This window comes from Gorillibacterium terrae, from assembly GCF_051594785.1.
Classification (GTDB): domain Bacteria; phylum Bacillota; class Bacilli; order Paenibacillales; family NBRC-103111; genus Gorillibacterium.
Window position 1 is genome coordinate 2008637 of sequence record NZ_JBPPGI010000001.1, and the last position, 20760, is coordinate 2029396.

General features: G+C 57.4%; 20 protein-coding genes, 1 tRNA gene and 1 pseudogene. 4 read left to right on the plus strand and 18 right to left on the minus strand.

Annotated elements, in window-relative coordinates; translation table 11 throughout:
* Positions 1–211 precede the first annotated feature (211 nt).
* The 10 genes from ACSEXS_RS08905 to ACSEXS_RS08950 form a co-directional block, all read right to left on the minus strand.
* The gene (locus ACSEXS_RS08905; RefSeq protein ID WP_438432804.1) at positions 212–1735 is read right to left on the minus strand and encodes a class I adenylate-forming enzyme family protein; all 1524 of its coding nucleotides are present in this window, start codon (positions 1733–1735) and stop codon (positions 212–214) included.
* Positions 1732–2937, minus strand: a complete 1206-nt coding sequence (locus tag ACSEXS_RS08910; protein WP_438432805.1) for a BtrH N-terminal domain-containing protein — start codon at positions 2935–2937, stop codon at positions 1732–1734. The genes ACSEXS_RS08905 and ACSEXS_RS08910 overlap by 4 nt, the downstream gene beginning before the upstream one ends.
* Positions 2938–3198, minus strand: a complete 261-nt coding sequence (locus tag ACSEXS_RS08915; RefSeq protein WP_438432806.1) for a phosphopantetheine-binding protein — start codon at positions 3196–3198, stop codon at positions 2938–2940. It abuts the gene before it with no gap.
* 33 nt (positions 3199–3231) lie between these two features.
* Positions 3232–4824 carry a bifunctional metallophosphatase/5'-nucleotidase gene (locus tag ACSEXS_RS08920; protein WP_438432807.1) on the minus strand — a complete coding sequence of 531 codons (1593 nt, stop codon included), beginning with the start codon at positions 4822–4824 and terminating at the stop codon, positions 3232–3234.
* Positions 4825–4861: 37 nt separating this feature from the next.
* The gene (locus tag ACSEXS_RS08925; protein WP_438432808.1) at positions 4862–5704 is read right to left on the minus strand and encodes an ABC transporter permease; all 843 of its coding nucleotides are present in this window, start codon (positions 5702–5704) and stop codon (positions 4862–4864) included.
* Between the two features lie 3 nt (positions 5705–5707).
* Complete coding sequence (locus tag ACSEXS_RS08930; RefSeq protein WP_438432809.1) at positions 5708–6499, minus strand: ABC transporter permease; 792 nt, start codon at positions 6497–6499, stop codon at positions 5708–5710.
* Positions 6471–7481 carry an ABC transporter ATP-binding protein gene (locus tag ACSEXS_RS08935; protein WP_438432810.1) on the minus strand — a complete coding sequence of 337 codons (1011 nt, stop codon included), beginning with the start codon at positions 7479–7481 and terminating at the stop codon, positions 6471–6473. Before ACSEXS_RS08935 ends, ACSEXS_RS08930 begins: the two co-directional genes overlap by 29 nt.
* A 2-nt stretch (positions 7482–7483) precedes the next feature.
* Entirely contained in the window at positions 7484–7750 is a 267-nt protein-coding gene (locus ACSEXS_RS08940; protein WP_438432811.1) for an acyl carrier protein, read from the minus strand.
* A 221-nt stretch (positions 7751–7971) separates the two neighbouring features.
* Positions 7972–8622 (minus strand): LuxR C-terminal-related transcriptional regulator, encoded by a 651-nt coding sequence (locus tag ACSEXS_RS08945; protein ID WP_438432812.1) that lies wholly within the window; start codon positions 8620–8622, stop codon positions 7972–7974.
* 528 nt (positions 8623–9150) lie between these two features.
* Positions 9151–9642, minus strand: a complete 492-nt coding sequence (locus tag ACSEXS_RS08950) for a hypothetical protein (protein WP_438432813.1) — start codon at positions 9640–9642, stop codon at positions 9151–9153.
* A 179-nt stretch (positions 9643–9821) separates the two neighbouring features.
* On the opposite strand from ACSEXS_RS08950, the gene ACSEXS_RS08955 reads away from it, so the two are divergent.
* The gene (locus ACSEXS_RS08955; protein ID WP_438432814.1) at positions 9822–10877 is read left to right on the plus strand and encodes an AI-2E family transporter; all 1056 of its coding nucleotides are present in this window, start codon (positions 9822–9824) and stop codon (positions 10875–10877) included.
* A 91-nt stretch (positions 10878–10968) separates the two neighbouring features.
* Here ACSEXS_RS08955 and ACSEXS_RS08960 read toward each other — a convergent pair whose 3' ends face one another.
* From ACSEXS_RS08960 to ACSEXS_RS08975, 4 genes and pseudogenes are all read right to left on the minus strand, one after another.
* A complete protein-coding gene (locus tag ACSEXS_RS08960) occupies positions 10969–11427 on the minus strand; it encodes a hypothetical protein (RefSeq protein WP_438432815.1) in 459 nt (152 codons plus the stop codon).
* Positions 11428–11603: 176 nt separating this feature from the next.
* Positions 11604–12146, minus strand: coding sequence for a nitroreductase family protein (locus ACSEXS_RS08965; protein ID WP_438432816.1), 543 nt, complete (start codon positions 12144–12146; stop codon positions 11604–11606).
* Between the two features lie 97 nt (positions 12147–12243).
* Positions 12244–12396 (minus strand): annotated as a pseudogene (locus ACSEXS_RS08970) (isochorismatase family protein); the annotation flags it as partial.
* 131 nt (positions 12397–12527) lie between these two features.
* Entirely contained in the window at positions 12528–13490 is a 963-nt protein-coding gene (locus tag ACSEXS_RS08975) for an amidohydrolase family protein (protein WP_438432817.1), read from the minus strand.
* Positions 13491–13700: 210 nt separating this feature from the next.
* Between ACSEXS_RS08975 and ACSEXS_RS08980 the strand changes: the two genes are divergently transcribed.
* Together ACSEXS_RS08980 and ACSEXS_RS08985 are read left to right on the plus strand one after the other, a co-directional pair.
* Positions 13701–14243, plus strand: coding sequence for an NADPH-dependent FMN reductase (locus tag ACSEXS_RS08980; RefSeq protein ID WP_438432818.1), 543 nt, complete (start codon positions 13701–13703; stop codon positions 14241–14243).
* A gap of 164 nt (positions 14244–14407) precedes the next feature.
* Positions 14408–14797: a hypothetical protein gene (locus ACSEXS_RS08985; protein ID WP_438432819.1), complete on the plus strand. Its 390-nt coding sequence runs from the start codon at positions 14408–14410 to the stop codon at positions 14795–14797.
* Positions 14798–14871: 74 nt separating this feature from the next.
* Here the strand turns inward: ACSEXS_RS08985 and ACSEXS_RS08990 are convergent, their stop codons facing one another.
* From ACSEXS_RS08990 to ACSEXS_RS09005, 4 genes are all read right to left on the minus strand, one after another.
* Positions 14872–15192 carry an iron-sulfur cluster biosynthesis family protein gene (locus ACSEXS_RS08990; protein WP_438432820.1) on the minus strand — a complete coding sequence of 107 codons (321 nt, stop codon included), beginning with the start codon at positions 15190–15192 and terminating at the stop codon, positions 14872–14874.
* Positions 15193–15272: 80 nt separating this feature from the next.
* Positions 15273–16061 (minus strand): alpha/beta hydrolase, encoded by a 789-nt coding sequence (locus tag ACSEXS_RS08995; protein ID WP_438432821.1) that lies wholly within the window; start codon positions 16059–16061, stop codon positions 15273–15275.
* Between the two features lie 31 nt (positions 16062–16092).
* Positions 16093–17835: an SGNH/GDSL hydrolase family protein gene (locus tag ACSEXS_RS09000; RefSeq protein WP_438432822.1), complete on the minus strand. Its 1743-nt coding sequence runs from the start codon at positions 17833–17835 to the stop codon at positions 16093–16095.
* A 174-nt stretch (positions 17836–18009) separates the two neighbouring features.
* Positions 18010–18096: transfer RNA gene (locus ACSEXS_RS09005), tRNA-Leu, on the minus strand.
* Positions 18097–18500: 404 nt separating this feature from the next.
* On the opposite strand from ACSEXS_RS09005, the gene ACSEXS_RS09010 reads away from it, so the two are divergent.
* Positions 18501–20657 (plus strand): alpha-amylase family glycosyl hydrolase, encoded by a 2157-nt coding sequence (locus ACSEXS_RS09010; protein ID WP_438432823.1) that lies wholly within the window; start codon positions 18501–18503, stop codon positions 20655–20657.
* Positions 20658–20760: the final 103 nt, after the last annotated feature.

Genomic DNA, 20760 nt, shown 5'->3' on the forward strand with positions numbered 1-20760 from the left:
CGTATTTGACCTACATGGACAGAACTTCATTCTTACGCCTGCGCAGATGGAATGTCATTCCGATCGCTGTTGATTCCCGGTTTCCGGATTGAACTTTTTCGGAGAAAACCGGGATCAAAGGCGAACGCTTCGCTTCTTCACGACCTTCCTCTTCTCCGGCTTTCATGGGGTTCCGTCTATATCGCTAGCAAAAAGCAGACGTCTCGCCTGTTCAACTGCTCGCTTGCAGCAGAGCTCCGTAAAGCTCGCGGACTTCCGTCTTGTTGATCTTGCCGATGACGTTGCGCGGAATGGCTTCGACAATGTGAATCTCCTTCGGCGCTTTGCGGTCCTCCAGCCGGGCCATGCACCACCGCAGCAGCTCGCCGCGGTCGGCCGTCTGCCCCGGCTTCAGGCAGACGAAGGCGACGGCGCGTTGGCCGAGCTTGCGGTCTTCCACGCCGAGCACCACCGTCTCCAGGACAGCGGGGTGGGTCAGCAGAACCTCCTCGATGTCGACCGGGTAGACCCGGCTGCCCCCTTGGGTGATGAGGTCGTCGGACCGGCTCAGCACGAAATAGCGCCCTTCCTCGTCCCGATAGCCGATGTCCTTCACCCGCAGGCCTTGCGGGGTGAGCACCTCGCGGGTCGCCTGTTCCTGGCGGTAATACCCGTCCATCAGGTAGTCGCTTTCTATGAACAGCTCGCCGGTCTCTCCGGCGTCCGCTTCGGTACCGTCCGGACGGAGCACCCGGATTCGGCAGCCGTCGATCGGCTTGCCGATTACCCAGGGCAGAGTGGTCACGTCGTCGTGCATGCCAAGCGTCACCCGGGCCACCGCCTCGGAGGCGCCGTAGGCGTTGTAGACCCGGGCCCCAGGCATGGCCCGCGCCGCGTCCTGGTAGATGCCGAGCGGGTTGATCATGCCGCCGATCAGGACGCGCTTCACCGAGCTCAGGTCGTACTGATGAAGCCCCGGATACTCCAGCATCTGCAGGAGCATCGTTCGGACGATGTAGAATTGGTTGGCTTTATGATCCTGAATCGCCTTCAGGAAAATGGCGGGATGGAACACGTTGTTCATCAGGATGATCGCCCCGCCCCGGCTGATTGCCATGAACACATCGCCGGCGATGGGGCTGGCCTGAGCGAGCGATCTCGGCAGAATCGTCCGCTCGCCGGGCTGAAAATCCAAGCGCCGGGCGATCGCCGTCGCATTGCCGACAATGGCGCGGTTGGAGAGGACGATGCCTTTCGGGCGGGCCGTCGACCCCGAGGTAAAGCAGATGCCGAAGGTATCCTTCGCCAGCGCCGGCAACGGCCGGGCCGGCTTGTCCGGCACCTCGTGCACCGCGAAGGCTCCGTCCGGCTGAAGCTCCAGCACAACCCGGACGCCGAGGCGGTCCAACTGGCCGCCGAGCGCCTCCCACCCCTTCGCGTCGGTGACCAGAAGCTCCACGTCGGCATAATTCATCAGCTCGAGCAAGGCGTCTCCTTTAAATTGATAGGACAGGGAGACGAACACCTTGCCGCTGGCGTTCAAGCCCAGCATGCTGATGAGGAAGGCCGGGCAGTTCGGCAGGTAGACGCCGCCCATGGTAAAGCTCCACCGGTCAATCAACCGGGAGAACCGGACCGCCTCCTCGCGGATTTCCCCGTAAGAATAGTAGCGGTCGTTGTAGATCAACACCGGTTCCCCGGTATACGCTTCGCAGGCCGCATCGAACAGCTCCCACGGGGATTGCGGATTTCTCAAAGCGATTCCTCCTTATTGCTGCGGATGCCCTCATCCCGCCCGTTTCGAACTCGGTCTTCGGCGAGCCGTTCCAGTCGGACGACCGCCGCTTCTTCCGCCTGCCGGGCCGTTTCCAACTGCTCGGCCATGTCCTCCAGCAGGTCCGTCTTGCCGGTCAGCCCCAGCTTCAGGGCCAGGTTGGCCGCAATCTCCCAGCGCATCGCCGCTTCCCGCAGAGGTTCGGCCGTCTCCTCCTGGGGCGGCCAACCGAAGTGGCGCTCGGCGGCTTCCAGGAAGGCGGAGAACCGCCGCCGCTGGCGGGCGACCGTCTTCAGCGCCTGGTTGTAATAGAACCGGAAGCGGTAGCGCTCCGTCTCATCGAACGGCAGCGAGCGCCGCTCCCGCAAGCGGCCGACGAACGCAGCCTCGGCGGGAAACCCGCAGATACGGCCGTGCACGCGCTCCTCGCCGCGCATGCGGCGGCAACTGCCTTCCACGAGGCGGATGGCCGGGCCTTCCTCAAGCCGAAAGTCCGGATGCAGATGCAGCTCCATCCACAAGTACTCGATGGGCCTTACTGTCCGACCGTCCACCGGGTTCTCCGTGTCGCTCGGGGTCTGGCGTCCGGCGCGCACCTCCTCCATGGGCAGCTCGCCGTCGAAATCGCTGCTCGACATGGCGTACTTGTCGAACAGCGAGAACGTCTTGCGGTCCTCGTCATAGCCGGTGACCACCACCGCATGCACGCCATGCTGCCGCTGATAGGCGCGGTGATAGCTCATCTCAAAGAGATTGACGACGACAATGACCGGCTCGCCTTCGTCGATCCGCTGCTTCAGCCGGCCATGCGCGATCTCGGGCCCTGCCGCCGTATGCATCCGGATCTGGAAGCGGCGCTCGTCCAAAGCGGGACCGCCGTCTCCGTCCCGGTAAAGCGAGGTGGCGGGCAAGTAGCCGTAGCTCATGGACGAATTCAATTCTTCCTCGGTAAAGTAGAACGAGGCGGACGCCCGGTTCAAGAAATTGACTCCGATCCGTTCCGAGTCGGGATCGAACATGAATGACAGGTAATCGGCCAGCGCTAGTGCCGGTTCGATCCCCTTATGCGCGAGCAGCGCTCCATACGCATTGTTGAAGCAGTCGTTCACGTACGGCTGATAATACCTCGGCACCTCCGCGACCCGGCCTGCCCGCGCGACGGCCGCCCGGTTATGCTGCTCCATTTAAGCCGCCTCCAGCTTGCCGCTGACGTACCCGGCAATCGAGGCCGCCGTCGAGAAGAAATCGTCCGTCAGCGAGCTGCTGTCGAACAGAATGCCAAAGACCTCCTCGACCTCCACAAGCAGCTCGACCAGCGTCAGCGAATCGATGCCGTAGGCTTCCCTCAGATTGGCGTCGGGCTGCACCTCCATCCCCGCTTCCAACGCATAGCGGGATACAATCTCGCAGACCATCCGCGTGACTTCTTCCTTGTTCCGTTCCATCGCTTTGTCCACCTTTCGCATCCCTTCACGGGTTTATTGATACCGCTGATTGATCACCTGAATCCGGCCTTCGGTCTTCGGATTCACCGCGCCCTGCTGCTTCAGGTAAGCGGCCAGCACATCGCGCAGCAGCGCCCCTTTGCTGAGCTTGCGGGCATCCTTGAATTCCTCGTATTCGTCCCCGCCCGCCACCAGATAGTCATTGGTGGCCACCTTGTAGAGCTTGTCCTTGTCCAGCGGCTGGCCGTCCTTTGTAACGCTGACCAGCCGCTTGCCCGCCGGCTTGGAGCCGTCGAAGGAATAGGCGATGCCGGATACCTGCAGAAAGCCGCCGTTGCTCGACCCATAGGGCCAGGCTCGAAGCCCGCGCTCGATCGCTTCGTAGACCTTCTCGCCCTTCATTTCGACGGTCATGAGGGAATTTACGAACGGTAGCGGCTTGCCGACGTCGTACAGGCGGATGTCGCCCTTGCCGATGCTCTCGCGGATACCGCCTCCGTTCAGCAGAGCGAGATCGGCCTTGCCTTCCGAGCGCATCGCGTCCGTGATGAGATCGGCCAGGTTGGTTTCCTCGGTCCGCACATGCGTGCGCATCCCGTCCAGATCTTCGTCGGTTCGGCCCACCACCGCTTTGCCCGCTTCCAGCGCGATCTCATGATAGCGGTCGGCGACGGCGGCGACTTGCTTATCGGTCTTGGACCGGTCGGTGGATTGATGGAGCGACCATTTCACGGTTTTGACCTTGCCGTTCTTGAAATAGAGCTCGGCCAAGCCGACATGTGTCGTGTACGACCCTGCCTCCACGAGGTAAGTGTCGCCGATCTTGACCGGCTTCTTATACAGCCAGTGGTGATGGCCGCAGAGCACCAGGTCGATGCCGGGCACCTTTTTCACCAATTCCTTGTCCAAGTCGTCGCCCAAGTGCGAGACGAGGATGATCGCGTCGACCCCTTGCCGCTTGAGCTCCGCGATGCTCTTCAGCGCCGCTTCCTCTGGATCGGTGAAGGTGACGTCGGTTTCCCCGAACACGTTCATGTTGGACAGCGAATCGGGAACCGTGAGCCCGAACAGACCGATCTTCAGGCTGCCGACCTGCTTGACGATGGTTCCCGTAAAGGTCGGCTCTCCTTTGTACCGGGCATTGGCGGACAGAATCGGGAACTTCAACTCCTTCTCGATCTCCGAGAGCCGTTTGTAGCCAAAATCAAAATCGTGGTTGCCTGCCGCCATCGCGTCGTAGCCCATCAGGTTCGCCGCTTCCACGATCCCTTTGGCCTCCTCGACGTTGGCTTCATTGGTGCCGTGAAACATGTCGCCGCTGTCCAGGAACAGCGAGTTCGGGTTCTTCGCCCGGATTTCATCGGCAATGCCCTTGATGAGCGGCATCCCCATCTCGACATTGACCTCGTCCAGCGTGTAATAGCCGCCGTTGACCTCGTTGTAGACGAGGTTGCCGTGCATGTCCGCCGTGCTCAAGACGGCGAGCTTGTCATCGTAAAGGCCCGCCTTCCATTTCCAATCCTCCAGCGGAGCGAACCGGTAGGTCAGGTACCCGAGCGCGGCGAGGAGCAGGACGACGACCGCGATGAGCGGCTTGTACGATCGTTTCGTGGCTTGCGGATTCATGGATCGACCCCGTTTCCGTCAGTTGGGCCCGGCGGGCTCAACCGTACATCGAATTGCCGGTGCTCGTGTAGCTTCGCACGCCCTTTTTCCATAGCAGGTAGACCAGACCGAACATCAGGAGGCCGACCGCCGGAGTGAGGTACAGGTACCCGTCCCAGAACGACCCGAAATCCTCTTTGCGCAGGAAATACTCGGCCGGGAAAAAATTGACGAACGAAAACGGCACGGCGAAGATCAGCAGCTTCTGGATAAACACCGGATAGAAGGTGAGCGGATACCCGGCGATCCGCCGCGCGTTAAAGAAGAGCAGGTTGCGGACGTTCTCGGTTTTGACCGCCCAAAAGCTGAAGCAGGCGGAGAGCAGGAACAGCGACGCCTGAATGATCGTTCCGCCGAGGATGACGAGCACGTAGTAGAGCGCGTTGCGCCAGGTCCAGTCGATTCCGACCGAGAACGCGGTATTGACGAACAACAGGACTCCGACGATCCCGTGGCCGAGCGTCGCGGAAAAATCGATTCTCGCCGCGATGATCTGGTACATCAGGCCGAGCGGCCGGGTGAGCAGGCGGTCGAATTCTCCGGAATGCACCATATTGTCGAAGTCGCGGATGCCGGCGAAGAGAAATACGAACAGGCTGTAGCTAAGGAACAGGAAGCTGTAGAGGAACAGCAGCTCGTGCAGATCCCAGCCGCGAATGTGGAGGAACCTGAGCAGGATCAGGAACATCACCACGACGCTGATCATTTCCCGGCAGAAGATGGCGAGCGTAATCAGGCTGCGGTTGAGCTTGTATTCCAGCACCAGCTTGAGATTCATCCGCGCGTACCGGAAGAACAGCGCCGCCTTCTCGCCCGGCGTATGCTTATCCGTCTTGTCCATCGGTCAACCTCCTTGTACGCTCAGCCTGCGCGAGGCCCGAAGCCAAAGCGCGTATCCGGCAAGGCTGAGCGCAAGCACCCAGGCGACCTGCTTCAGGAGGCCGAGAAGAATCTCGTTCTCGGGAATCATCCCGAGGTAGATTTGAATCGGAGTGGAATAAATGGAAGCAAACGGCGTCGCCTGGACGAAATTCGCCAGCCACTCGGGCATGAACCACACCGGCACCAGCGCTCCCGAGAAGATCAGCACCGCCGCATCCTTGATCGTGACCAGGCTGAACGTCCAATAGAACCAGAACGAGCTGACCCAGACGAGGAAGTTCAGGCTGTACAGGACGAAGAAGCCGAGCAGCCCGCTGACCAAGAAGTAGAAGGTCATCTCCCAGGAGAACGGCGGCAGAATGCGAAACAGCAGGACCGACAGCACGAGCGCCGGCGCAAGCTGCAGCAGCAACCGGAAGACGAGTGTCCCCATGGTGTTCGCGAACACCATTCCGCGGAAGCTGATCGGCTTCAGCAGATCGGAGGAAATCAAGCCGCTGCGCACCTTCACCTCGATAAAGTATTCATCCATGATATAAAGCGTTTGCATCAAAAACGACAGCACCACGTACGTCGCCATCATGCGGAACTGCAAGCCGTCCAGCGCGCCGTCTTCCTCGTAAATCGCCCGCCAGATGGAGATGTTGACGAAGATCATGACGATGGCGTTCAACACCCCGGCGAGGTATTCCGCCCGGTAGACGAGGTTGTTCTGAAAGGCCTTCTTAGCTAACTCCAGATAGGCTCGGCTCAACGCGGATCCCCCCGAGGTAGATTTCCCGGATGATGCTCTCGATGTCCGGCTCCTGCACGGTCAGATCGACGATGGCCTGGGTCTGCGACAGCCGGGCGATCAGCTGGGATACCGGGATATCGTCCTTGCTGAATCGCAGCCTGAGCTTGCTGCCCTCCCGCTCCACGGTTTCGACGCCGGGAATGTAGACCGGTTCCGCCTTCTCCGCGAATTCCACGGCCAGAAACCGGTCCTTGCCGTACCGGCTTTTGATCGCTTCCATGGTTCCGTCGTATACCTTGCTGCCATGGTCGATGATGATCAGCCGCTTGCAAGTCTGCTCCAGGTCGTCCATGTCGTGGGTGGTGAACAGCATGGTGGTATTCTTCTCGCGGTTGACGCTGCGCAGGAACTCGCGGATCTTCTCCTTGGCCACCACATCCAGGCCGATCGTCGGCTCGTCGAAGAAGATGATCTCCGGGTCGTGCAGCAGAGCCGCCGCAATGTCGGCCCGCATTTTCTGTCCGAGGGACAGCTGACGCACCGGGGTGCGGATGAATTCCTGCAGGCCGAGCAGGTCGCCGAACATCTCCAGGTTGCGGTCGTACACCGCTTTGGGAATGCGATAGATGTGACGCAAAAGCTCGTAGGTATCCCCCACCGGCAGGTCCCACCATAGCTGGGTTTTCTGCCCGAACACCACGCCCATACGGGCCGCGATGCGCTTGCGATCCTTGGCGGGGTTCATGCCGCACACCTCAATGCGGCCCGAGGTCGGCATGAGGATGCCCGTGAGCATCTTGACCGTGGTCGATTTCCCCGCTCCGTTCGGGCCGATGAAGCCGACCGTTTCTCCCTTTTCAATGGCAAAATCAATCCCGTCCACCGCCCGGACGTATCGGTATTCGGGGATCAACAGGCTTTTGACGGCGCCGAAAATTCCCTTGGCGCGAACGTTTAAGCGATATTCCTTGGTGAGTGCCTCCGTTTCAATAATCGCCATGCTTATCCCCCCTTCGCCGCCAGCCGATTCAGCTTGTCTCCGACGATCCGCTCCAGCTTGCCGACGGTGTTCAAGCTCTCAAGCAGCAGCTCCTCGTCCTCGAAGACGATGCCGAACGCTTCCTCCAGGGAGACGACGATATCCATGCAGTTGAGAGAATCCAAGCCCAGCGTGCCGAGCGATTCCTCATCCGGCCGAGACTGAACGGCTTCGGCTTCTACCCCGAACACCGTCGCCAGAATTTCACAGATTCGCTTTCGAATGTCCATGTTTCGCTTCCCTCCTCTCCGGTGCTCCTTGTCAGAACGATGCGTAACGGGTCGCATCCTGCCGATGGCTTAAAAATACCGCAAACGGCGGCGAATCCCCAGATGCCGTCCGTCACCGATTTCGATCCGTTCGGACAAATCGCCGGATGACAAACAGAAGGATGCCTGACCGGAGTACGGTCAGGCATCCTTCAAACGGGCCAATGTCAGGCGGGACGCGCCTAAGCGCCGATGTCGTTCTGCACGGCATAGATCGCGAGTTGCACCCGTGTCTTCAGGTTGAGCTTCTTGAGGACGGCCGATACGGTATTCTTCACCGTTCCTTCGGACAGATACAAGCTTTGGGCGATCTCCCGGTTCTCCTTGCCGAGCTTGACTTCGCGGAGGACTTCCGCCTCCCGCTTGGTCAGCGGAACGTCCGGCGCGAACCTTCCGGCGGGGGAATGCGTGAGCCCGGAGCCGCCGAGATGGGGCAGAATGTTGTTCAGGGCATCGCCCTGGATTACCTGCAGCCCCATCGCCACTCCCTTGACGGCCATCACCAGCTCGAGCGGCGATATCTCCCAGCAGACGCAGCCGGCGATTCCGCGGCGAATCGCCCAAGCGATCCGCTCGCCGTCCCGGCGGTCCGAGAGCAGGATAATCCTCGTGCCGGCCCTGAGGGTAGCCTGCTCCCGGCCCTCCTCGATCTCCGCCTCGGCCAACTCGGCGCTCACCAGCAGGATGTCCGGTTTCTCCCGCTCGCACAAGGAAACGGCATGCTCGAAGGTGGGAACCGCCCCGATCACGCTGAGGTCGGCGTCTTTTTCCAGGATGAGCCGGATTCCTTCGCGCATAATCTTCCGGTTCTCCGCCACGGCCACCTTAATCATAATCCTAAGCCTCCTGACTTATTGGACTGGTCGATTCCGGGGTTGAGCCGCCAAGACACGCTCCGTTAGCCGGTTGTCCAACCTCGGAGTGACCTACGGCCAACGGCTCGGTTCCTAATGGACAAAACTCCAGCCGGTTGTCTCCATTATAATCCAAGGTTCCAAAATATTCCTTCGAGAAAAACGAGAAAATGACAAGATATCTGTCACTTATATCCATATATCCCGGGTTCCATACGGTTCGACTTTTCTCTTACAGCCGCAAGACTTTCCCCATCCGCTATCTCCGTCGGCCCAATCTGCAAGCCGACGACCGTCTGTTCAAAACAAAGAATGCCGACCGCGGGTGAAGCGCATGATTATTCCATTTTTTAGGCAAACAATAAACTCCTCTTCTTCCTCATGACGGCGGGTCATGGAGAATCGGAGAGCCGGAGAATGGAAACAAGATTTGGGGTGCGGCCGGGTGAAACCAAGCGCCTTATTTAACGTAATGACGTAGTATGGTTGGAAAGCCGCACTCACGGCTTACCCTTCGACAATGGCGTAGTATGTTTTAAAGCCTTTCTTCGTCTTTGCGAGCAGCACGTCATTCCGCTCTGCGGCCCGGTACAGCTTCGTTCCGGCGGGAAGCCGGTTTGCGTACAGCTCCTCGAAAGCTTCGCCCTTCCCGACTTGCTTGGCAATGATGCCCGCTTCCGCCGCCTTGGTGAGCTTCAAATCGTCCACCCAATCGATGCCGGCCTCATAGACGACGTTGCCGTACACGAAGATGTCCGCGCTCGGCAGCGAGGCGAGAAGTTCCTCGGCGGTCGGGTTATCGATGATAAAGACTCCCGGCGACATGGAAGGAGTTCCGACGCTCAATTCCGGCGTCGTGGCAGCCGCAGGGGAACGGAGGTCTGCCGCAGGCAGCGTTGCTTGGAGGGTGGCGGCCGGCTCGAGCAGCGTATCGCTTCCCGCAGAATGGCAAGCGGTCAGGACGGCTAGAAGGCCAAGAGAAAGAATTGTTCGATGCATGAATGCCGCTCCTTTGTCATTAACGTCCTTAAGTGTCGAACTCGCTGTTATTTCCTATAACGTCAACGGACGGAAGAAGGTTGCGCCGGAGCCGTTTTAAACACAAGAAAAGTTTGAACCCGAAAGCCAAAGCAGCTAAGATGAAAGAAGCCAACATTACCGCAAAATGAGGGAAGCCCGTGGAAGCCATCCAACGCTTTTTTTCACATCGAATTGTGAAACGCGTCACCTTTGTCCTGCTTGCCGTTTTACTGCTGTATGTAGTACGGAATCTGCTCAATCTGCTGCTTCTGCTGTTCGTCGTGACCTATGTCATGGGACGGCTTCAGAAGTTCCTCGTTCGCAAGCTCAGCCGGATCATTCCGACTTCTGCCACCTTCGTCACGGTCTTGCTCTATGTGCTTTTGATTGCCGGTCTACTGTCGGCTCTCATCAATTATGTTCCGCGAATTATCAGCCAAGTCAGCGATTTGTTTAATAGCATTAAATACTTCCTCGACTCCTCCAAAAATTCCGATCTTGCCTATAACCTGAACGAAATCATCGGCAAGATCAACTATGAATCCTACTTGAAGAATGTGATGACCTACATCAAGCTGCTCGGCCACTGGCTGGAAATCATCCTGATGGTCATTATTCTGAGCTTCTTCTACCTCTTGCAGAGCCGGAAGATCTCCGAGTTTACGCGGAAGTTCAAAACGAGCAAGATCAGTTGGCTGTACGGAGAATTCGAGTATTACGGCCGCAAATTCGTCTCGTCGTTCGGGAAGGTTATCGAGGTGCAGCTGCTGATTGCGGTGATCAACACCGTGCTGACCGTTATCGGCCTCGTGCTCTTGGGCTTCCCCTACCTGTTCGCCCTGGGTGTGCTTGTGTTCCTGCTCAGTCTGGTTCCCGTGGCCGGGGTGGTCATCTCCTTTATCCCCATCGGCATCATCGGCTTCCAGATCGGCGGGTTGACCACCGTGATTTGGACGGTCGTCATTATTCTCGTGATCCATGCCATCGAGACGTATTTCTTGAACCCGCGGCTGTACGCGCAGAAGACGAAGCTGCCGATGTTCTACACCTTCATCGTCCTGATCATCTCCCAGCATTACATGGGCATCTGGGGCCTTATCATCGGCATTCCGATCTTCATGTTCCTGCTCGACCTGCTTGAGGTAGATCCGCCAGCGCCGGTTCTGGACCTGGAGGCGTCCAGCACGCCCGGACCGCTTGATCCCGATGCATAGCCCAGGAATGGAACGGACCGTGCATGGAGAACGCCGGTTTAATTCAGGCGCTCCCATCGCACGGCCCTAAGGGAAACACACATTTCGGTTCTTATCCGGTCGTACCGGCGGCCGCCCAACCATTGAAACCAACGGGCCCGCCGATCGCTATCGGCGTCTCGGCGGCGGATATAAACAGCGTATAGCGGATTTGCCCGGCGTTTACCGCCGCAGCCGGCGGAAAATCGCTTGCCGTAATGCTCAACGGACTGAACGCCGCTACACCGTTGGTGTTAAACACCTCGACGTAGATGAGGGTACCCGAACCTGGCGTATTCCCTCCATTCCGTTCAATCGTCATGGTGATGGTGGTGATCAGTCCTTGATCGCCGGGGAGACCAACGGTTCCTTCGAGGGCGACCCTCACGTTCGAGGCGTTTGTCGTATTGGCCACGGAAGCCGTTTGCAGACCGATATCTCCGATTAAGAGCGGTGTATCCGTTGCAATCGTCGTCCCGCTGCTGTTGTTGGAGAATAAAGAAGTCCTCATATCGAGAAATTCGATAGGCAATCCTATTCACCTCCCTTTCTTTCTCTTATTCTATGCTTCTGAGTCGGGAAGGAACTGATTATATCTCCGGGTAACAATCGTCCATAATTGATATTTCGCTTCTCCGAATCTGGTCACGACACAAAAAAACGACTCGCCCGTGAGCCCGTATCCGGCTCCTCGCGAGTCGTTTTGCTTTATTCGGCCACCACCGTCAGCTTCTCCTCCAGCGGCGTTCGCGGACGACCCTCCGGCACTTGCTCCGGATACCCGACCTGCAGAATGCCAATGATTTTCTCCTCGGCGTTCACTCCGATGCGCTCCCCGAATGCCGGGTCGTCGATGTAAAGGCCGGTTGTCCATTTGACGCCGATTCCCCGCTCCCACGCGGCGAGCTGGAAATTCTGGATCAGCGCGCCCGCCGCCAGTATGTCTTCCTCCAGATCATGCGGATGTTCGCTGCGGTGAATCGCCACCGCAAGGTAAGCCGGTACCGTTAGCAGCGCGGCGGGGTCCTTCGGCTTCTTGGCCAGCTCCGTCATCGCTTGAACCAAACGCAGCCGCCCTTCCCCTTGAAACAAGATGAATCTCCACGGCTGCCGCATTCCGTGGTTGGGCGCCCACGACGAGAGCGTCAGCAACTCCCGGAGCAGCTCCTCGGGTACAGGCTCCTGCTTGAACTTCTTGATCGTTCGCCGTTCCCGGATGATCCGTGCGGCGGGATATTCCTTGGGTTCCATTCGTTCTCCTCCTCACCATGCGGCCGGTCGAATGCCGTCCTCTTGTCGAGACCATTATACCCTTGCCGCCAAGCGCCTCGCAAACCTGCGCAGTAGACCGAATCCATCCGATTCGGGGAAAGATGGTTCCGCAGACGCAGGCATGCTCTTCCGTTGTCCTCGCAGTCACGGCATCTTCGACGAACACCTGTTGATACTCGAGTTGATAGGCTTCCCGCGCCGTCGTATCCACGCCGATGGACGTTGAGATTCCGCACTGGTTTTTTTATTATCGAGGCGTGGTGTCGCCCTCGCTGCTTATTCTTGGGATTGCCGTTGTTCGAAAAACACCTTCGGGATCGTTCGCCAGGCATTCACGGCGATCACTCCCGAAGGTGTTTTTTATAAGGAAAAAGAAGCGGCTTCGTCTGCCGCAGCAACCCCCGTCAAACGAATCTCGTTCAATTCCTCTGCGGTCATGAGGCCGCAGCGATGCAGGTTGAGGTATTCCTGCGATACGCTTTGGTCAAAGATCAGCAAGTCGTCCGTGTTGATCGTCACCGGAACCCCTTGATCATATAACTGCCGGATCGGATGACGGCGAATGTTCTCTACTCGCCGCAGCATGACGTTGCTGGTGGGGCAGACATTCAGCCGAATCCGATGGTCGGCAAGCCAGCGCATTGCGTACGGAGACTCGGCCGCGGCAATCCCGTGCTGGACCTCATGAAGCTCGAGAGCGTCCACCGCCTCCAGAACGTCGTCCGCATTGCCGAATTCGCCGACGTGCGCCTTGAGCGTCAATCCGGATGCTCCGGCCTCCCGATAAAGGCGCTTAAACGCCTGGATAGGCCGAGCGGCTTCGTCGCCGCAAAGATCGGCGGATCGAAACCACCGGTACGATAGGAGCTCCGGCAATCGAGCGGCCGCTTGTTCCGGATCGCCGTTCCGGTCGAACGCCAGTTCCGGCAGAAAGACCGTCTCGGGGGCAAACGCTTGGTGCAAGCCGCCGATAGTTGCCATAAAAGGTTCCATCCCGCCAAGCGAGTCGATTTCGTCGATGCCGAAACTCAGCGCCAGCACCGCGATTCCGTCCGCCCGGGCTTGGGCGAATGACGCCTCGATGCGTTTGAGATATCCCGGCAGTCCGGGACACCGGCTCTTTACATGGGCCACAAACCACTCCTGCATGTGTGCGAGCGTCGGAAACGATTCCGACGGCGGATCGATGCGGACCTGGGCCCACGCTCCGATATACGCGAGCGTTCCTCCGCGGCCTGCATGATTGTGCAGATCGCTTTTGGGAACCTTCCGCAGCTTGTCCAGCGATTTCTCCGATAATGCCTGAAAGAACATTTCGTTCATTCTTCATCGCCTACCTTCGTCTCCGACGACGTTTGCGGAATCTGCTTTTTTCATTCGGGGAATGCTCTCATTGTACCGCTTTTTTACGAAAACGGTTCTTTCGAATTCCCGAACAATTTGTGTTGATTTTCAAATGAGATATGTTATAATAAATTCATCGAAGTTAATTACTAATTGTAAGTATCTTATTATATCGAAGGAGGAAGAATCATGACGAAATTGAACATTGGGATCATCTTGGGAAGTACTCGGGAAGGGCGGCTGAGCCCGCAGGTAGGCGAATGGGTTAAGAAAATCGCGGACGAACGCGGCGACGCCAATTATGAAATCGTGGATATTGCAGACTACAAGCTGCCTCTCCTGGGTGAAGCGGATGCTTCTGAGCAAGCCGCTGCCTGGAACGCCAAACTGGCTAGCCTCGACGGCTTCGTCTTCATCGTTCAGGAATATAACCACAGCATCAGCGCGGCGCTGAAGAACGCTCTGGATTATGCCCGCGAGACATGGAACAACAAGGCAGCGGGCATTGTCAGCTACGGTTCCGTCGGCGGCGCACGCGCAGCCGAACACCTGCGCGGCATTCTCGGCGAGCTGCTCATCGCCGACGTCCGCGTTCATCCGGCGCTGTCGCTGTTCACCGATTTCGCGAACTTCTCGGTCTTCAAACCGGCCGATCTGCATCTCGCCAACGTCAACGCTATGCTCGACCAGGTACTTGCCTGGAGCGGCGCGCTTAAGACGCTGCGGCAGTAAGCGACACTTCGGAAGTACTGCAACGCAAAGCCAAGAACAGGACCGGCCGAACTTCTCGGCGGTCCTGTTTGCATTGCAGGCGTTCGGCACTCCCGGCAAATTGGATACATTTTCCGGTATAATCGCCAAATTCTCCTATGCTACGATAGGAGTGAGGTGACATCATGAGAGACAAGCACGACATCCTTAGAACTGACTTTCCCCTTCCGGAACCATGCGACATCCTTATCCTTCAATGCCTGACGGCGGCGGCAGAAGACGATGACGAATGGCTGGCCGCCTCGCAGGCCATCCGCTCGTTGCGCAAGCATCACATCGTCTCCCTCGGTGATCTGCTCAATATGAGCTGGAACCGGTTCTCCAGGGCCTTATCCAAATCGGAGCAAGAGACCGTCGGCCTGCTCCTGCTCCGACTCTCGGATCATCCCGAACAATACTTTCATCTGCCGGAGCTGCAGGAGCGTTACGACGAGCTCACGTCTTCCCTCGATGAGAAATATCTGAAAAACCAGAAGATCCTCGATAAGCTCAGAGCGCTTGGCCTGATCAAATAGGCGATCAAAACAATGAGGGTCCGGCGCAAGCCCAGACCCTCATTGTCTTTATTTTCATATCTTCTTCTGCCTGCTTATTCGCGCGCATCCACGACAGGCACATTGCTGCCGTACCAGCCGGAGTCGCTGCTGATCCGGAAGGTGGGAAAACCCGGCTCCGCCTCTACCCGCATAACCTCGTCCAGCCTCTGCGCCTGCTGCGGATCGACCGCCATCTCGAAGAGCTTCCCCTGAATCCGCAGATCGGTATCGAGCGGCTCGTCCAGGATCTGCAAGATCAGAACTCCGTTGCAGCCGCAATCCTCAATATCATAGTACAGCTTGACGCAGCCCGGCCGGTCGCCGATGCGCTCCAGCAGCCTGCGCTCGGTTTCGTCGTTCATCTCGATTCTCATGGGCCATCATCTCCTTCACAATGGGTATTTTATCAAGCCGGGCGGCCGATGTACACCTCATCATGCGGAGCGACACCAGTTCAGTCCGCCATGGTCCACTGGAAGGCGTCGCGAATGCTTGCGTTCCAGAACTCCCAGTTATGACTGCCCGGTGTCTCCCGGTAAGTATGCGGGATGTTCTCAGCGGCAAGAAAATCGTGATACCTCCGGTTAACTTCCAATAAGAAGTCTTCGGTACCGCAGGCCATATAGATCTGGGGAATGTCCGTTCCCTGCGACTTTAACTGCTTGATCAGCGCCTCTGGGTCTTTGTCGCTGCCGAGCACACGGGTCAGATCGCCGAAGACGTTCCGATAATACGCATAGCCGGCAATGCCGTTGTGATAGTCCGTCGGGATGTTCGCAATCGTATAGGGAAGGAGCGCCGAAGACAATGCGATGATTCGGCCGAAGCGGTCGGCGTACTTCAATCCGTTCCGAATCGCCCCGTATCCCCCCATAGAGAAGCCGCCGATCCAGGTCTGCTCGCGCTCCTGGCTGAGCGGGAACATGCGGCGGGTGAATTCCACCAATTCCCGGCCGATGTATTCGCCGAACAGCTCTTCCTTTTCTTCATCGTCCAGGAAAAAGCGGTTCTCGCCCGACGGCATAAAGACGGCAACACGGTACTGATCGGCCAGCTCCCGAATGCGCGAGAAGTTGAGCCAGTCGTTATGACTTCCGGCATACCCATGAAGCAGGTATAGAGCAGGCAGAGGCCGTTTTGCCTCCTCCTCCGACCCTCCGCCGCTCTCCAGCGGAAGCAAAGCGTTAAAGGTGACTTCTCTTCGCATGCATTTGGAATAGAAACTGATTTGCAAAGTAGCCAAGTGAACCCTTCCTCCTCATCGTTCGTTTCTTCTAGCGGACATACCCAAATCCGAGAATGGTAAACTTCTTCGCTTCGTGGCCGGGCGCCATCTTGATTTCAACCGTGTGCTCCCGGGACTCCTGCTCGTTATACAGGATCGCCGCATTGCAATGGGTCCAGCTGTTCTCATGCGGATCGGCGGTCTTCACATGCCGGCCGTCTACGCGAATCTCTGCGCTTCCGAAATCGCTGCTTCCCGAATCCTTGAACACCAGAAGCAAGCGCTTGCTGTGAATCGTCATTCGGAAGCCGTCGTTCCCGACTTGGCCCTCGTGCATCCAGTTATGGGGAAACTGGGGCGAGCCGTACGGATGGTCGTCGAGCTCGGCCATCTGCAAATCGGTATCGGTTCCGCAAAAGCTGCCGGGCTCGATGAGGGCAATCTCGCTGCTGCTGAGGCGGTCCAAGAGCCGCGTCTCCACGAAGTCGTTTCCGATGACCGGCGGCTTGCCGGCCCATCCTTCCTCCCCTTCCGAAGCGGAATGGTCGGCCGCCTCGAACAGGAAGCTCAGACAATCGGCCATTACCCGGTGTCCGGCATTGGTCGGATGATAGATGTCATAGAAGAATTGGCGCTTCGAGATGACATTTCCCTCTGCCTTCGTCAAACGGAACTGCTCCACCACGGCGTCTTTGACACTGACCATGGGCAAATCGTACTGCCAGCCGACGGGAGCCAGCCGGTCCTGCAGATTCCAGTCATTCACGAACACGCTGAACAGCAGGATCACGGCGGGCCGGTTGGCTGCGCCGAGCGCCTTCAGCGCCAGACTCTCGAAGCAGTTTCCTTCCGTCTCGTCGCCCCCATCGTTGACGGCGAACTCGATGACGACGATATCCGGCTCTGCCGATCCATCCCGGAGCACATCCCGGTCGTAGCGAACGATGCCCAGCTCGGACGGCGTACCGCCGACTCCGGCTTTGATGAAGCGAACGGAATCGCCTTGGTCTTTTCCGAATTTTTGCTTAAAGATCGAATACGACCGGTATGCGTAACAGTTGGAGTTGAGCGGCACGGCCCCCGCCCCCTGGGTGATGGACCCGCCGATGAAGGCGACGGCGACCTCTTCGCCTCTCCTCGCTTTTTCGATGGCGGCCTTCAATCGCTGGGTATTGCCCTTATGCAAGAGAGACTTCGCGATCATCTCGCGATAGGCTGGCGAATCGAAGTCCACCGGAGGTTCGAATGCAACTTCGGGGACCTCGAACCCATCCTGCAGATAGAAGACCACGGTGGCCGTCGCCAAAGCGCCAGCCTTCCCGAACTCGAAAGCGAATTTGCCCAGCACGTCATCATCCGCAGACCATTCATAATCGTCCAGAACGAGAACGGTCTCCGTTCCATCGGCCGGGCAGGGTACCGTGAAGCGGGTCCCTGAAACGTATTTGTCCGTCTTCCCGTTGGCCTGCAGCGTGAAGGAAACCGTAGACACTTCCGGGTCCTGCGCCTTCACGCCGACCCCGATGCTGTGCACCAGCTCCCGAAAGCCGCTGCAGCTCTTAAGCCGTTCCAAAATGGCCTCATCTGTAACCCCGCCGGCATTTCGGGCCTGATCGACGATTCTGCCTTCCAGGTAAATCTCGTGCGAATTTACTCCGTTGGGACGCGGGCTTCCCTGGATCGTCGCTTCATACAAGAGACAAAAGCTGCTGCGCTTGGCAACAGGGTCCTTCGGCGCCACAGGCCCATTGCGAAGGGATTCCTTCGATAGGGCAGGCGATTCTTCGGGCATGGGGATTCAACCTTTCTCGTTTTTCATAGGTTCATCCATCCATTATAGAATTGGGGTCTTAGGCGGACCATGATCGATACTGACGGATAATTGATCCATTCTTCTCAAATAAATTGGCCGAAAAATAAAAAAATCCGTCGTTGCGAGAGCAACCACGGATCTTGTTTGTGAAGTTGGTGCGGTCGAGAGGACTTGAACCTCCACGGCTGTTACACCACTAGAACCTGAATCTAGCGCGTCTGCCAATTCCGCCACGACCGCATACTTGGTGCTGCATTGTCCGATTGGCTTTGTCGAACAACGAAGAACACTATAGCACGATCCTTGGCAGCTTGGCAAGCCTTTTTCTTCGATTCTATCGCACGCCTGCATAGAATCGGGATTCCCATGCTGTTTTCAAGTTTCGACACCCCAAATAAAATGTTAATATTTTGTCGAATAAATATATATTGACTTTTATACCAACCTTTTTTACAATAGGCCTGCAGTTAATTTGAGGGCAATGATTTAAACCAACAGGTTTAGACAACCCCGGCAACTCCTTTCCAGGAGAGGCCGGGGTTGTTGGCTTGTAAGGGGGGATGTTGTCCAAATTTGAAAAGGCTTAAGCGGTAAAAAGCTCCATCGTATCGATCGGTTCATCAAAAAGAGAGAGGTGGATTTCGATGTACAAAACGATGAAAAGATGGCTTACTGCGACGTCGCTCGCAGCGGTATTGCTCTTGGGCAGCGTCCTGCCCGGGGTAGCGTCCGGCACCGTTGCCGCCGCCCCGGACACCTCCGTCACCAACAAGCAAGACTTCAGCACGGATGTTATCTATCAGATTTTCACCGACCGTTTCCTGGACGGCAATACCTCGAATAATCCGACAGGCTCCGCCTTCGACGGCAGCTGCACGAACCTTAAGCTGTACTGCGGCGGCGATTGGCAGGGTATTATCGATAAGATCAATGCAGACTATTTCACCCATCTGGGCATATCGGCGCTTTGGATCACGCCGCCGTACGAAAACATCTATTCCGTCATCAACTACTCGGGAGTCAACAATACCTCCTATCACGGGTATTGGGCGAGGGATTTCAAAAAGACGAACCCGTACTTCGGATCGGTGTCCGATTTCCAGAATCTGATTGCAGCCGCCCATGCCAAAGGCATCAAGGTCATTATCGATTTCGCCCCCAACCATACGTCGCCTGCCATGGAGACGAATACCTCCTTTGCCGAGAACGGCAAATTGTATAACAACGGAACCTTGCTCGGCGGCTACACGGGCGATACGAACGGGTACTTCCACCATAAAGGCGGTACCGATTTCTCTACCCTGGAAAACGATACGTACAAGAACATGTACGACCTGGCCGATCTGGAGCAAAACAACAGTACGATCGACACCTACTTCAAAGAAGCCATCAAAGTTTGGCTGGATTTGGGCATTGACGGTATCCGCGTCGATGCGGTCAAACATATGGCGCTGGGCTGGCAGAAGAACTGGCTGTCTTACATTAACGGCTACAAGCCGGTCTTCGCCTTCGGCGAATGGTTCTTGGGCTCCAGTGCCGCGAACGCAGACAATACCAAATTCGCCAACGAGTCCGGAATGAGTCTGCTCGATTTCCGCTTCAACAATAAGGTCCGCCAGGTCTTCCGCGACAATGCGGACACCATGTACGGCCTGGACGCCATGATATCCGCCACCTCCTCCGATTATTCGTTTATCAACGATCAGGTTACCTTTATCGACAACCACGACATGGACCGTTTCAAGAGCGGCACCGTGAGCAACCGTTCCGTGGAGCAGGCCCTGGCCTTCATGCTTACCTCCCGCGGCGTGCCTTCCATCTATTATGGAACGGAGCAATACATGACCGGGTCCGGCGATCCGGCCAACCGAGCGAGAATCACGTCCTTCTCCGAAACCTCGGACGCCTTCAAAACCATCCAAGCGCTCGGCCCCTTGCGGAAAACCAATCCAGCCCTCGCTTACGGCACGACGCAGCAGCGTCGGATCAACAATGACGTCTACGTATACGAGCGCAAATTCGGCAGCAGCGTCGCCGTGGTCGCCATTAACCGCAATCAGTCAAGCTCCGCCTCGATCCAAGGCTTGATCACGTCGCTTCCCTCCGGCTCCTATACCGATGTGCTGGGCGGGCTGTTGAACGGAAATACCATCTCTTCCAGTGGCGGAGCCATTGCGAACTTCACCCTGGGAGCCGGTGCGGTTGCCGTATGGCAATACACGACGAACCAGACGACGCCGGTTATCGGCCATGTCGGTCCGACGGCGGAAAAACCGGGCGATACGGTCACCATTGACGGAAGAGGCTTTGGAACCGCAAAGGGAACCGTCTACTTCGGGACGACGGCCGTAACCGGAGCCAGCATTCTCTCCTGGGAGGATTCGCAAATCCAAGTCGTTGTCCCTTCTGTCGCAGCCGGAAAGTACACCGTAAAGGTCAGAAACGCCGGCTCGGTGGACAGCAATGCCTTTGCCAACTTCTCGATCCTGACCGGCCCCCAGGTTTCCGTCCGGTTTGTCGTGAACAACGCCAATACGGTATACGGAGAACAAGTCTACCTGACCGGCAATGTGGCCGAGATCGGCAATTGGACCCCGGCCCAAGCGATCGGTCCGATGTTTAATCAGGTTCTGTACACCTATCCGACCTGGTATTTCGACGTCAGTGTACCGGCAGGCACTCCGCTCGAATTCAAGTTCGTCAAGAAAAACGGATCGGTCGTGACCTGGGAAGGCGGAGCGAACCATACGTTTACTACCCCAACCAGCGGGACGGCTACGGTCGTCGTGAACTGGCAGTAACCTTCCTGGATCTGCCCCGCTATGCAGGGACAACCTCGACCTTTCTCGGTCGAGGTTGTCGCTTGTTTGCTACCGGGATCGCTCAACAAAAAACTCCTTCAGC

Coding starts and splice junctions, on each gene's coding strand:
- ACSEXS_RS08945 (WP_438432812.1), bottom strand. CDS start 8,622: ATGATTAAGGTGGCCGTGGCGGAGAACCGGAAGATTATGCGCGAAGGA.
- ACSEXS_RS08920 (WP_438432807.1), bottom strand. CDS start 4,824: ATGAATCCGCAAGCCACGAAACGATCGTACAAGCCGCTCATCGCGGTC.
- ACSEXS_RS08950 (WP_438432813.1), bottom strand. CDS start 9,642: ATGCATCGAACAATTCTTTCTCTTGGCCTTCTAGCCGTCCTGACCGCT.
- ACSEXS_RS08935 (WP_438432810.1), bottom strand. CDS start 7,481: ATGGCGATTATTGAAACGGAGGCACTCACCAAGGAATATCGCTTAAAC.
- ACSEXS_RS08965 (WP_438432816.1), bottom strand. CDS start 12,146: ATGGAACCCAAGGAATATCCCGCCGCACGGATCATCCGGGAACGGCGA.
- ACSEXS_RS08975 (WP_438432817.1), bottom strand. CDS start 13,490: ATGAACGAAATGTTCTTTCAGGCATTATCGGAGAAATCGCTGGACAAG.
- ACSEXS_RS08990 (WP_438432820.1), bottom strand. CDS start 15,192: ATGAGAATCGAGATGAACGACGAAACCGAGCGCAGGCTGCTGGAGCGC.
- ACSEXS_RS08925 (WP_438432808.1), bottom strand. CDS start 5,704: ATGGACAAGACGGATAAGCATACGCCGGGCGAGAAGGCGGCGCTGTTC.
- ACSEXS_RS08940 (WP_438432811.1), bottom strand. CDS start 7,750: ATGGACATTCGAAAGCGAATCTGTGAAATTCTGGCGACGGTGTTCGGG.
- ACSEXS_RS09000 (WP_438432822.1), bottom strand. CDS start 17,835: ATGCCCGAAGAATCGCCTGCCCTATCGAAGGAATCCCTTCGCAATGGG.
- ACSEXS_RS08980 (WP_438432818.1), top strand. CDS start 13,701: ATGACGAAATTGAACATTGGGATCATCTTGGGAAGTACTCGGGAAGGG.
- ACSEXS_RS08910 (WP_438432805.1), bottom strand. CDS start 2,937: ATGGAGCAGCATAACCGGGCGGCCGTCGCGCGGGCAGGCCGGGTCGCG.
- ACSEXS_RS08915 (WP_438432806.1), bottom strand. CDS start 3,198: ATGGAACGGAACAAGGAAGAAGTCACGCGGATGGTCTGCGAGATTGTA.
- ACSEXS_RS08985 (WP_438432819.1), top strand. CDS start 14,408: ATGAGAGACAAGCACGACATCCTTAGAACTGACTTTCCCCTTCCGGAA.
- ACSEXS_RS09010 (WP_438432823.1), top strand. CDS start 18,501: ATGTACAAAACGATGAAAAGATGGCTTACTGCGACGTCGCTCGCAGCG.